This window comes from Gordonia sp. Z-3 (assembly GCF_036233855.1).
In the GTDB taxonomy this organism is placed as follows: Bacteria; Actinomycetota; Actinomycetes; order Mycobacteriales; family Mycobacteriaceae; genus Gordonia; species Gordonia tangerina.
Genome location: NZ_JAZARS010000004.1, coordinates 293,431 through 305,917, shown reverse-complemented (window position 1 = coordinate 305,917; position 12,487 = coordinate 293,431). Strand labels below are relative to the sequence as shown.

At 66.2% G+C, this 12,487-nt stretch carries 12 protein-coding genes; 8 read left to right on the top strand and 4 right to left on the bottom strand.

Going from position 1 to position 12,487, the window contains the following annotated elements; all coding sequences use genetic code 11:
- Positions 1–18 precede the first annotated feature (18 nt).
- Complete coding sequence (phoU, locus tag VX037_RS06635; protein ID WP_235725914.1) at positions 19–681, top strand: phosphate signaling complex protein PhoU; 663 nt, start codon at positions 19–21, stop codon at positions 679–681.
- Positions 682–869: 188 nt separating this feature from the next.
- Positions 870–1,019, top strand: a complete 150-nt coding sequence (locus tag VX037_RS06630) for a hypothetical protein (RefSeq protein ID WP_235725915.1) — start codon at positions 870–872, stop codon at positions 1,017–1,019.
- Between the two features lie 102 nt (positions 1,020–1,121).
- Here VX037_RS06630 and pstB read toward each other — a convergent pair whose 3' ends face one another.
- Genes pstB through pstS form a run of 4 tightly spaced genes read right to left on the bottom strand, consistent with a single transcriptional unit; the run spans position 1,122 to position 5,112 of the window.
- Positions 1,122–1,898, bottom strand: a complete 777-nt coding sequence (gene pstB, locus VX037_RS06625; RefSeq protein ID WP_235725916.1) for a phosphate ABC transporter ATP-binding protein PstB — start codon at positions 1,896–1,898, stop codon at positions 1,122–1,124.
- 39 nt (positions 1,899–1,937) lie between these two features.
- The gene (gene pstA, locus VX037_RS06620; protein WP_235725917.1) at positions 1,938–2,864 is read right to left on the bottom strand and encodes a phosphate ABC transporter permease PstA; all 927 of its coding nucleotides are present in this window, start codon (positions 2,862–2,864) and stop codon (positions 1,938–1,940) included.
- A complete protein-coding gene (gene pstC / locus VX037_RS06615) occupies positions 2,861–3,949 on the bottom strand; it encodes a phosphate ABC transporter permease subunit PstC (protein ID WP_235725918.1) in 1,089 nt (362 codons plus the stop codon). The genes pstA and pstC overlap by 4 nt, the downstream gene beginning before the upstream one ends.
- Positions 3,950–3,990: 41 nt before the next feature.
- Entirely contained in the window at positions 3,991–5,112 is a 1,122-nt protein-coding gene (gene pstS / locus VX037_RS06610) for a phosphate ABC transporter substrate-binding protein PstS (protein ID WP_235725919.1), read from the bottom strand.
- A gap of 280 nt (positions 5,113–5,392) precedes the next feature.
- Between pstS and VX037_RS06605 the strand changes: the two genes are divergently transcribed.
- The 6 genes from VX037_RS06605 to VX037_RS06580 all read left to right on the top strand — a co-directional run bounded on the left by VX037_RS06605 (position 5,393) and on the right by VX037_RS06580 (position 12,459).
- The gene (locus tag VX037_RS06605) at positions 5,393–6,799 is read left to right on the top strand and encodes a hypothetical protein (protein WP_328713676.1); all 1,407 of its coding nucleotides are present in this window, start codon (positions 5,393–5,395) and stop codon (positions 6,797–6,799) included.
- A 135-nt stretch (positions 6,800–6,934) separates the two neighbouring features.
- Positions 6,935–7,819: a glycosyltransferase family 2 protein gene (locus VX037_RS06600; RefSeq protein ID WP_442903645.1), complete on the top strand. Its 885-nt coding sequence runs from the start codon at positions 6,935–6,937 to the stop codon at positions 7,817–7,819.
- A 22-nt stretch (positions 7,820–7,841) separates the two neighbouring features.
- Positions 7,842–9,056, top strand: a complete 1,215-nt coding sequence (locus VX037_RS06595; RefSeq protein ID WP_328713675.1) for a 4-hydroxybenzoate 3-monooxygenase — start codon at positions 7,842–7,844, stop codon at positions 9,054–9,056.
- A gap of 113 nt (positions 9,057–9,169) precedes the next feature.
- Positions 9,170–10,006 carry a 2-amino-3,7-dideoxy-D-threo-hept-6-ulosonate synthase gene (locus tag VX037_RS06590; protein ID WP_266060523.1) on the top strand — a complete coding sequence of 279 codons (837 nt, stop codon included), beginning with the start codon at positions 9,170–9,172 and terminating at the stop codon, positions 10,004–10,006.
- 62 nt (positions 10,007–10,068) lie between these two features.
- Positions 10,069–11,271: a 3-dehydroquinate synthase II family protein gene (locus tag VX037_RS06585; RefSeq protein ID WP_328713673.1), complete on the top strand. Its 1,203-nt coding sequence runs from the start codon at positions 10,069–10,071 to the stop codon at positions 11,269–11,271.
- A gap of 3 nt (positions 11,272–11,274) precedes the next feature.
- Positions 11,275–12,459 carry an LLM class flavin-dependent oxidoreductase gene (locus VX037_RS06580; protein ID WP_328713671.1) on the top strand — a complete coding sequence of 395 codons (1,185 nt, stop codon included), beginning with the start codon at positions 11,275–11,277 and terminating at the stop codon, positions 12,457–12,459.
- The last annotated feature ends 28 nt before the right edge of the window (positions 12,460–12,487 follow it).

The window sequence follows — 12,487 nt, the reverse complement described above, 5'->3', positions numbered from 1 at the left end:
CCAAGTATTGTGGACTACATGCGTACCGCCTACCATGAGCAGCTCGACGCGCTCAACACCATCCTCGGCGAGATGTGCGAACTCGCCGGCTCGTCGATGGCCCGCGCCACCCAGGCCCTGCTCCAGGCCGATCTGGCCATCGCCGAAGAGGTCCTTTCCGAGACCGAGAGAATGAATCAGCTGTCGGCCCGCGCCGAGGAACAGGCGTTCGCGCTGCTCGCCCTGCAGGCGCCGGTGGCCGGTGATCTGCGTGGGATCGTCAGTGGTTTCCAGATCGTCGCCGATGTGGACCGGATGGGTGCGCTGGCTCTGCATGTGGCCAAGGTCGCGCGTCGCCGTCACCCCGCGAAGGCACTGCCCGAGGAGGTCAACGGCTACTTCGCCGAGATGGGTCGCCTCGCCGTGCAGCTGGCCACCACCGCCCGCGAGGTGCTCAACACGCAGAATCCGCAGGATGCCATCCGTCTGCAGGAGGATGACGACGCGATGGACGACCTGCACCGGCACCTGTTCACGGTCCTGATGGACCGGGAGTGGAGCCACGGTGTGGCCGCGGCCGTCGACGTCACCTTGCTCGGCCGCTACTACGAGCGCTTCGCCGACCACGCGGTTCTCATCGGACGCCGGGTGGTGTTCCAGGCGACCGGTCAGACACCCGAGCAATTCCTCGAGGTGTCCTGACACGCCGACCTGTGCTTCCCACCGCACCGCCGATCTCGCTCGATGAGGCCGGCGGTGCGGTCGTCTGTGGTACCTCGTCTTCACCTCCGATGCGGTCCAGATCCCTCGACGTATCTGTTTGAGACGGCGCTCACCATGTCTGACTTGGGATTTCGCCCTCGGACCGAGTGCACGCTAGGGTGACCGACATGGATCGGCACCATCGTGTGGAACCCGACTTCAACGCCGTCGACGACGACGGGCACGCTGCGGCTGCCCACCGACGACAGATCCTCACCTACAGCGGATTCACGCTGTCGCTGATCGCGTTGTTGGTCATCCTGGTCGTCAGTATGTGACCCTCCCTCGGTCACACACCAAACCCTCCCCCACCGAAACGACTCGCGCCGCAGACCTTGTCGGTCCGCGGCGCGAGTCGTCGATCGTGTGGCTGTCGGATTTCAGCCGAAGCGGCCGGAGATGTAGTCCTCGGTCTCCCGCTTGGTCGGCGCCGAGAACATCGTCTCGGTGTCGTTGATCTCGATCAGCTGACCGGGCTGGCCGACGCCTTCGAGGTTGAAGAACGCGGTCTGGTCACTCACACGGGCAGCCTGCTGCATGTTGTGGGTGACGATGACGATGGTGTAGTCCTTTTTCAGCTCACCCATCAGATCCTCGATGGCAAGCGTGGAGATCGGGTCGAGCGCCGAGCACGGCTCGTCCATCAGCAACACGTCCGGCGACACTGCGATCGCACGGGCGATGCACAGACGCTGCTGCTGTCCGCCCGACAGGCCGCCGCCCGGCTTGTCGAGGCGATCCTTGACCTCTTCCCACAGGTTGGCGCCGCGCAGGCTGCGCTCGCACACCTCGTTGAGCTGACTCTTGTTGCGGACGCCCTGCAGCTTCAGCCCGGCCACCACGTTGTCACGGATCGACATGGTGGGAAACGGGTTCGGCCGCTGGAACACCATGCCGATGGTGGTGCGCACCGCGGTCGGGTTGATGTCCTTGGCGTAGATGTCCTCACCGTCGAGCAGCACGCTGCCCACCGCGTAGGCGCCCGGAATCTCCTCGTGCATGCGATTGAGCGTGCGCAACACGGTGGACTTGCCACACCCCGACGGCCCGATGAAAGCCGTGATGCTACGGGGCGGCACCGAGAGAGTCACGTCCTTGACGGCGTGGAACTTGCTGTAATAGACGTTGAGATCTTTGATGTCGAGGCGCTTGGCCATGATGATGCCTTTGCTGTGTGGCGGCGGTCGAGGACCGTTTTACTTGGTCTTGGGGGCGAGGAACTTGGCGGTCATGGCGGCGACGAGATTGAGCGCCGCGATGATGATGATCAGCGTGAGCGCCGCACCCCAGTAATAGAAGTCCGATGCCGGCTGCGCGGAGGCCCACATGTCCTTGATGAACAGCGGCAGCGAATTCATCCCGCCCTCAAACGGGTTGGTCTGCACCTGCGAGCTCGCCGGGCCGGCCAGGATGAGCACCGGGGCGGTCTCCCCCATGATGCGGGCGATGGCGAGGAAGACGCCGGACAGCATGCCCGACAGGGCAGTGGGCAGCACGACCTTCATGATGGTCCGCCACTTGGAGATACCGAGCGCGTACGACGCCTCGCGCAGTTCGTCAGGGACCAGTTTCAGCATCTCTTCGGTGGACCGCACCACGATGGGGATCATCAGCAGGATCAGCGCCAGGCTCACCATCAGCGCGCTCTGGCCCATTCCGAGTCCGATCACGAAGACGGTGAAGATGAACAGGGTGGCGACGATCGACGGGACACCGGCCAGGATGTCGACCATGAAGCTCACCGGCTTGACCAAAGGGCTGGTCGGATACTCGACCAGCATGATGCCGGTCATCACCGCGATCGGCACCGAGATCACGGTGGCGATCAATGCCTGGATCAGGGTGCCGATGATCGCCTGAGAGATACCGGCGCCGTACTGCGTGGTGGTGTCCACGCCGTAGGCATTGCCGAACCACCAGTTCGGGTCGGCAAGCGCGGGCGCACCGTTGGAGATCACGGTCCACAGCAACCACACCAGTGGGATGACGCCCAACACGAAGCAGAGCGCGAACGTGCCGCGGGCGACCTCGTTGCGCATCTTGCGACTGGCCGACACCTCTCGGAAAGCGGTGGCCGAGGACTTGACCGGCCCACCGGGTGTCGTATCGACGGTCACGGTCATCCGTTCACCTTTCCACCGGCGATCACACGGGCGATCGCGTTGACGACGAATGTCAGGACGAAGAGGACGAGGCCGGCCGCGATGTAGGCACCGGCGGATGACTCACTGCCGACGAACTCGCCGACGTCGCGGGCGATCTTCGAGGCGAAGGTGTCACCGCCTTCGAACAGCGACCAGTTGAGTCGGCCGACGGCCGCACTCAGGATGATCATCAGCGCGATCGTCTCGCCGAGGGCGCGACCGAGCGCCAGCATCGACGCCGCGATCATCCCGGATCGGCTGTACGGGAAGGCGGTCATGCGGATGACTTCCCATTTGGTGGCACCGAGCGCCTGCGCGGCCTCTTTGTGTCCACTGGGCGTCTGCCGCAGCACCTCGCGGGTGATGGAGGTGATGATGGGCAGCATCATGATCGCGAGCACGATGCCGGCGGTGAAGATGGTGCCGCCGCCGGTGATCGACGTCTTCCCGCTCGAGAACAGGAAGAACCACCCGAAGGTGTCGTTGAGCCACACGGCGAACGGAGCGATCACCGGCGCGAGGACGTAGATACCCCACAGACCGAAGATGATCGACGGCACCGCCGCCAACAGGTCGATGACCGCGCCGAGCGGTCGCGAGACCTGCCTCGGAGCGTATTCGACCAGGAAGACGGCGATGCCGATGGCGATCGGGGTCGCCAGGAACAGCGCGAAGAACGAGGTCAAGACCGTGGCCCGGAACAGTTCCCAGACACCGAAGGATGCGGTCCCATCGGCGAAGGCAGCTCCGCTCGTGTTCCAGTCCGAAGAGAAGAGAAAATTCGCGTTGTTGTCGAGAAGTGCCGGAATGGCATCGATCAACAACGAGATCCCGATCCCGGCGATCAGGATGATGACCAGCAGACCGGTTCCCTGCGCCAGGTACGAGAAGACCCGGTCGCCCACCTGACCGCGACTGCTACGCAGACCCGGGTGTAGCTGTTCTTCTAAATCGTCGCCGGGGGTGAGGTTCGGATCCTGATCGGGCGTCTGGGTCGGCACCGAGCCGGACGAGTGCTTACCCGTCCGGCCTCGGCCGACACCGGTGGTGTCATCCACTGACATGATGGTGAATCGCTCTTCTCTCGGTTGAGTTCGAGCCGCAGTTACTGAATGGCCTCAATCGAACCCTGCAGCTTGGTCTGGAACTCCTGCGGCAGCGGGATGTAGCCCGCGTTCTGCAGATCCTGTCCCTGGTTCTGCGGTGCCGAGGCAACGCTCAGGAACGTCTTGACACCCTGTGCGGTGGCGTCGTCCGCGTAATCGGAGCACACCATCTCATAGGTTGCCAACACGATCGGGTAGGCACCCGACTCGGTCGGCTTGTAGAACGAGGAGGTGTCGATCACCATGTTGTGGCTCTCGTCGCCATTTGCCAGCGTGGCACCATCGATGGTCTTTCCACCGGACTCTGCGGTCAGGGCGACGCCCTCGGGGTCCTGGTCGGTGATGATCTTGGCCATCGACAGGTTGTTGGACTGTGCATAGGCCCATTCGACATAGCCGATCGATCCGGCGGTTGGGCCGATCGCCGAGCCGACGCCCGGGTTACCCTGCTTGCCCTCGCCGACACCGCCGTTGAAGGTCTTGCCGTCGCCCTTGTCCCAGCCGCCGGCGGCGGTCAGGTACTTCTGGAAGTTGTCGGTGGTGCCCGACTCCTCGGCGCGGTAGATCACGCTGATGGGCAGATCCGGCAACTCGACGCCCTCGTTCTCGGCGGCGATGGCCGGGTCGTTCCAGTTGGTGATCTCGCCGCCGAAGATCTTCGACAGCGTCGGGCCGGAGAGCGCGAGGTCATCGACGCCCTCGACGTTGTAGGCCACCGCGATCGGGCCGAAGACCAGCGGCAGGTTCCACGCCTCGGAGCTGCATCGCTGCTGGGCGGCGGCGGCGTCGTCGCCTTCCAGCGGCGAGTCGGAGCCGCCGAAGTCGGTCAGGTTCTGGGTGAAGTCAGAGACGCCCTGGCCGGAACCGCCACCCCCGTAGGCGAGTTCGAAGCCGGGGCAGGTCTGGGCGAACGACGTGGAGAAGATGGTCATCGCATTTGCCTGCGCGGTCGAGCCACTGGCCTGCAGATCCTGTTTGCCCTCGCACTGGATGTCCGCCACCGCCGACGCGGGTGCGGCGCTGCTGTCCCCCCTCTCCGAGTTGTCACTGCACGCACTCAGGATGAGCGCGGAGGTGGCCGCCAAGGAGGCCACCGCAACACCGGAACGACTCAATTTCACAGGATTCCTCCAGCATCAGAACATGGTGCACCGCAGTCACGGCATCACCCGGTCGCTGGAGACATTAGGATTCGCTGGTGGACACTCCGCGCCCCGAGGGTTAACGGAAGATGAATTACCATTGCTATACCTTCGCCGAATGTGATCCAACACTCAACGCGCCCGAGTGCGCATCCGGCAGAACAAACAGCCGATCCGCGATAGTCGCAAAACATCCTGTCCCAGAATAGCGCTCGGCCCCGAGCGGCTACGCAAAACACAGAGAACGGGTGAACACGAGGTGAACCGCAAGGACCGCCGCCCGCCGGTGTCCGGCGGCACCCGAGTGGCGCTGATCGACCTGCTGCACGCACAGCGCCGTTGCGCCTCGGTTTTCGGCCCGATGCCCGTGCCGACGGTCGACGAGGCCCGCGACCGCCTGTACGCGATGGCTGCCGCCGGCCCCGCGCTGCGACTCGGTTTACGTCCATCGGCGCACCACATCCACTGGCAGCCCGCGCCGACGGCCACCGCGGTGTCGATCGCCCCCCAGTGGATTTCCCCCGGGCGGATTCCCCCCGCGTGGATTCCCCCCGCGTGGATTTCCCCGGAATCGGTTGCCACGGAGTCGGATGCCCAATCGGCCTGCACGCAGTCGATCGCCGACAGGGGTCGGATCGAGCCCGAAGGAGATCCGCTGGCCCTGCTCGAATCGGTGCGGGCACTGCCCGACGCCGGTCTGCGCGTGGTGTGCGCGGGAGATCTGGTCGCCGTCGATTTCAACCACGGACTCGGCGATGTCGCATTCACCCAGGCCGTGGTCGATGCGATGATCGGCGGGCTGACGATGTCCGATGCGCACTGGGACCGATACCGAGGCACCACCCGTCCGCTACTCGCGGCCGCCATCCACACCTTCGGCCGCCACCCCGGACGGCTGGCGAGCCTCGGGCACTCCCGTCGGCACCGACTCCCCACCGATGACGCCGACACACAACGCGCGGCTCCACCGGAGCCCGGACCGGGCGCACCTATTCCCGCCGGCGCCGGCAGACCCCCGAGCGCCGCCACCGTGCGCATCCCCGCCATCGAGATGCGCCTGCTGCGCGATGCGCGGGACCGCGATCTGCCCGGGGTGAGCATGTTCGCAGTGCTCACCTGCGCCCTGGTCCGGGCGCTACTCGACGCGGGCATCGACCTCGACCCCGCGGTCACCATCCCGTTCGACCTCCGCCCGTACCTCCCGGCCGGCACCGATACCCTCGCCCCGCTCTCGGCCGGCCTGACCTTCCCAGTCACGGCGGACACCGCGGCCCGGACACTGACGCAGATGCTGGACGTGGCAAGCCGCTCCGGTCGGCCGGTGGCGACCATGACGATCGGCACGATGGGGGAATGGACGAGTCGACTCGCCCGTCGACACCCGCCGGCGCCGGACTCGTCGTTGCCACGCGCCCATCTGCTCCATTCATCGGTGGGTCGCCTGCCACAGACCGCGCATACCCGGTTCACCGATCCGGCGCGCGCGGTCAACTACACCGTCAGCGATCCCGCGACACCGACGGGCATAACCGTGACGTCGTCGACGGTCGGTGGCGCGCTGTGCGTGACCGCCGCGTTCTATCCTGAGTATTGCGACGCCACGGCCGTCAGAGCCGCCCTCGCGGCGCTCCCCGGCCATGTGGCGACCACCCTCCACCACAAGTGACATAGACCACAAAAGAAGCTGAGAATTAGGCAAGGGTTACCTAAACAAATAGGGTCACATGCAACGACAGTTGCGTGGTGACGGGCGCTCGAAGCGGTTCCGCCACATGCGCGGACTCGATGACGAAGGGGCGCTGTGACCGGCCAACGAGTAGACCTGGGCAAGACCACTCCGCGAGTAACCGTGGTGATCCCCATGCGCAACGAGGCCCTGAACCTTCCATACGTGGCCGAACGGATGCCCTACGTCGACGAGATCGTCGTGGTCGACGGCGCATCGGTCGACGACACCGTCGCGGTGGCTCGTCGGCTCTGGCCGGACGCCGTGATCGTGCAACAGACGCGCACCGGAAAAGGCAACGCACTGGCCTGCGGGTTCGCCGCGGCCACCGGCGACATCATCGTCATGATCGACGCCGACGGCTCGACAGACCCCGCCGAGATCCCGGCCTTTGTGCGCGCCCTGACCGAAGGTGCGGATCTCGCCAAGGGCAGTCGCTTCTCACTGGGCGGCCACAGCGACGACATCACCGCACTGCGCCGCCTCGGCAACAAAGGACTCAACGGCCTGGTGAACCGGATCTTCCACACCGGGTTCGCCGACCTCTGCTACGGATACAACGCTTTTTGGCGCCGGCATCTCCCCATCATCGACCTGCCCTCGACCGACACCACCGAGGCGCAGTGGGGAGACGGCTTCGAGGTGGAGACGATCATCAATGTGCGGATGGCCCGTGCGGGCCTGACGATCACCGAGGTCGGTAGCCACGAAAGTCGACGAATCCACGGACGCAGCAACCTCAACGCGGTGAGTGACGGACTGCGGGTGCTGCGCACGATCGATCGCGAGCGACGCTCGCGCAGGGCCGGGCAGCGGGGCGGGCACAGTGAATCGGACGCCGCCGAACCCAGTGACGTCGCAGCCGATACCGTCGTCGCCGAAACCGGTGGCGCCGAAACCGGTGTCCCTGAAGCCGAAGTCGTCGAAGCCGACACCACCCCGGCCGCGGTTGCGCGCTGACGAGCACTACCGATCGAGAAGTATGACCCACGAGATCAGAACACAGGTCGCCATCATCGGCGCCGGCCCCGCCGGGCTCACCCTGGCGCAGATGCTTCACCTGCAGGGCATCGACACCGTCGTGATCGAGCGGCAGTCGCAGGCACATGTGCGCGCCCGGATCCGGGCCGGTGTCATCGAACAGACCACCGTCGACCTGCTCCATGAGATCGGCCTGGCCGACCGACTCCGATGTGAAGCTCTGGTGCACAACGGTTTCTATATCCGTTTCGATCGCACCACACATCACCTCGACTTCCACCGCCACCTCGACAGGCACGCATTCGTCTACGGGCAGAGCGAACTCGTCGCCGACCTGATCGATGCGCGCCACGCCACGGGTCGTCCGCTGCACTTCGAGGCGACCGACGTCAGCGTGCATGACATCGGCACCGACGCCCCGTTCGTCGAGTTCGTCGTCGACGGACGGGCCCACCGGATTCGCGCCGACTTCGTGGCGGGATGCGATGGCTTCCACGGCATCTGTCGACAGGCTCTCGATCCCGACCGGACCACCGTTGCGAACCGGACCTACCCGTTCGCCTGGCTCGGCATCCTCGCACGCACCACCCCGGTCACCGACGAGGGCATGTATTGCGCGCACCCCGATGGGTTGTCGGTGCACAGCATGCGCGGCCCGCACCTGACCCGCCAGTATCTGCAGGTGCCGGCACACACCGACCTCGGCACGTGGTCAGACGAGCAGATCTGGCGGGAACTGCGTCGACGCAGCGCAGCTGACGACCATCCCGAACTCGAGACCGGCGAGATCATCGAGCGATCCCTGGCGCCGCTGCGCAGTGTGGTCACCGACCCGATGCAGCAGGGTGCGCTGTTCTTGCTCGGGGACGCGGCCCACATCGTGCCGCCCACCGGAGCCAAGGGCCTCAACCTCGCGATCTCCGACGCCTGCGTCCTGTCCCACGGCCTCGGACATTATTACGCCACCGGGGACCACACCGCGCTGGACCGGTACAGCGAGACGGCGCTGCCGCGAGTCTGGCAGGCACAAGCGTTCTCGTGGAATCTGACCACCACGCTGCATCGCCTCGGCGACGATGGGTTCGACTGGCACCTACGCCATGCCCGGCTGACGAGATGGACGAGCTCGGTCCACGAGGAACGCGCGCTCGGCGAGGTCTACCTCGGCCTGCCCTTCCCGACACCGTGGCGCCCCCGCGCAACGTCGCGCGCATGACCCTCCCCCGGATTGCCGCATGTTATAGGCGAGGCTAACCTTACTGAACGAGTGTCGTCGCTCCGCGCCTCGCGGAACGACGACAACCGCACGCTCACCGATCGGAGAACAGTGTGATCGACAATCCCGACGCCCGCAGGCACCTGCCATCGGGCAAGCAGATCCGGTTGTCCCGGATCTTCGGTGCCGTCAATCGCCGCGCCCTGGTGGTGCCGCTCGATCATTCGGTGACCATCGGCCCGCTCGGCGCGGCCGGACATGCCGATCACACCGCCGCGATCCTGGAACGTGCGGGCGCCGATGCCCTCATCGTGCACAAGGGCCGGGCACGCACCATCGCACCGACCCGATTCGGCGCCATGGGTCTGATCGTCCACCTGTCGGCCGGCACCAACCTCGCTGTGGACCAGACCCGCAAGGTGCTCGTCGGGTCCGTCGAGGAGTGCTTGGCTCTCGGTGCCGACGCGGTGAGCGTGCACGTGAACGTGGGGGCGCCCACCGAAGCGCAACAGTTGACCGACCTCGGAGTCGTGGCAGCGGAATGCGACCGCCTCGGTGTGCCTCTGCTGGCGATGATGTATGCGCGCGGCGGAGTCGCCGACACCGCGCCGACGTCGGTGTCGACACTCGCCCATCTCGGTGCCATCGCCACCGATCTGGGCGCGGACATCGTGAAACTCGACTATGCCGGTGCACCCCAGCAGATGGACGAGGTCGTCGACACCTGCCCGCTGCCCATCCTGGTCGCCGGTGGTCCGGCCACCGCCACCGACGACGACGCCATCGACTTCGGCATGCGGGTCGCCGAGTCCCGGGTGGCCGGCCTCAGTTTCGGCCGCCTCATCTTCGGCGCCGACCATCCCCACCGCGTGGCGAGGGCGTTGGCCGAGCGTCTGCACCGCGGATCGGACCCGAGTCGACCACTGGCCGCAGCCCTCGAACTCGCCTGATCGGTTTTACCGACCCCGAGCCTCCATCCCCCAGCCCAGCCCAGCCGAACAGAAAGACCACCGTGAACTCCTCCACCGATATCGTCACCGACGACATCACCCCGCTGACCGCGGTCCCCGCTGCCGACAACGGCCCCGGGCCGGACAGCACGGCCCGTGCCCACTTCGCCTGGATCGACATCCGGGGCACTGTCGGCGACGTCCGCGCCGCACTGGTACAGGCGGCCATCCACCACCGCATCGACGGCATCGTGAGCGACGACGCCGACACGTTGTCCGATCTCCCCCCCACGATCCGCCGGGTCCTGGCTGTTGCTTCGCCGGAGGTCGACGTCGAGGCTGCCAGTCAGGCAGACATCGTGCTCGCTGCGCACACGGGCCGTGATGTCAACCCGATCGTGGACGCGGGCCCGTCCGCCGAGGCGGGGGTACACGTGGTGGTCTCCGATGCAGACACCCTGCGGCACGCCTGCGAGACGGTGCGCCGGGCGCCGTGGACACTGCTGACCTTCACCGATCCCACCAAGATCCCGCTGGAGATCGTGATAGCGGCGGCGGAGAACTCCGGCGGTCGAACGGTGACGGTGGTCAACGACATCGAGGACGCGGGGATCGTCAAGTTGGTTCTCGAGCACGGCTCGGACGGCTTGTTGCTGGCCCCGCGCAGCGCCGATGACGTCGCGACGCTCGCCGACGTGATCCGGCCCAGCGCCGATCGCATCGAACTCGGTGAACTCACCGTCACCAAGGTCGAACACATCGGCATGGGTGAGCGGGCCTGCATCGACACCTGCTCCTTGCTGGAGAAGGACGAAGGCTGCCTGATCGGTTCCTTCTCCACCGGGATGTTTCTGTCCTGCAGCGAAACCCACCCGCTGCCCTACATGCCGACCCGACCCTTCCGCTGGAACGCCGGTGCGGTGCACTCCTATGTCCTCGTGCCCGACAACCGGACCCGGTATGTCAGCGAACTGCAGGCGGGCCAGCCGATCCTGGCCATCCGCAGCACCGGCGAGGTCCGCGAGGTGCGGATCGGCCGGGTGAAGATCGAACGGCGACCGCTGATCTCGGTGACCGCGACCACCGATGACGGCCGGGTGGTCAACGTCATCGCACAGGACGACTGGCATGTGCGACTGCTGGGACCGGGCGGGTCGGTGAACAACGTGACCGACCTGACGCCCGGCGACAAGCTGCTCGGCTATGCCCCGCCGGAGTCCCGACACGTCGGCCTGCCCATCACGGAATTCTGCGACGAGCGCTAGGTCATGAGCATCGCCGAACTCGGGACCGGCGTCGGCATCAAACCGGGGGGCGCCGGGCCGCAAGTCCTCTGGTACATCAATCCGACCGACGGCGAGGTTCCGTGGGAACCGTCCGAACGGGTGGCACCCACGTTCGATGTGATCCGCCACCAGGCTCGGACGCTTGATCGCCTCGGCTACTACGGCGCGCTGACCACCGCGCGCGAGGCGATCTCGCTGGTGGCCGACACCGAACGACTACGCTTCCTGATCCCCGAATACCCGGGAGTCAAACCTCCGGTGCTGCTCGCCGAGGAAGCTCAGGTCTTCGATCAGTATTCCGGTGGTCGACTGATCTACAACCAGGTCAATGGCGCCGACCCCGTGCTGCACCGGTACGGCCGCTTCGGCTCCAAGGCCGAACGCTACCGCGTCTCGGCTGAGTTCTGGACGCAGGTCAAACGTCTCTACCTCGACGACGCTGAACCGTTCGAGGGTGAGTTCTTCTCCTACGGACCGCGGTACAAGCCCGCGATACCGGGTCCGCGCCAGCCTGGCGGCATCGAGGTGTGGGGCACGGGTGCATCGCCGGAGGGCATCGCACACGCCGCGGAGGTGCTCGACGTCTATCTGTCGTTCATGTCCGAACCCACTGCGCTGACGGGCCTGTTCGACCGGGTCCGCGCCGCCGCCGCCGAGCGCGGCCGACGTCTCCGGTTCGGGGTGCTGGCCAGTGTCATCGTGCGCGAGACCGACGAACAGGCGTGGGAGCGCTTCGAATGGCAAGTGAACCGCACCCGCCCGGAGACCGTGCTGGCCACCGCCGATCGTAATCTCCGCAGCTTCGGCTACCCCGGCCTCGATGAACTCAGCAGTCGCGATCCGCAGGTCCAGAATCGGATCGACGCGTTGCGCGCCGGCCGCCTGCCGGACCGCGCAGATCTGGAGTTCGCTCCGAACATGGCAGCGGGACTGACCACCTGGACCGCGGCCGAACCACCCTTCGATATCGCGGGCAAGGGCACCGGCACCTATTTCGTGGGCAGCCCGGAGAATGTCGCCGCCGCGATGTCGGCGGTGGCCGAGCAGGCCGGTGTCGACATCTGGATTCTGTCTGGCTGGCCGTTGGCGGCTGAAGCCGAGATCACCGCCGAACTTCTTCTACCGCTGTTGAATCCGTCGCACGCAAGCACACCGCCGCAGACCTGACGCCAGGTCGCCGACACGAGTCGGCAGA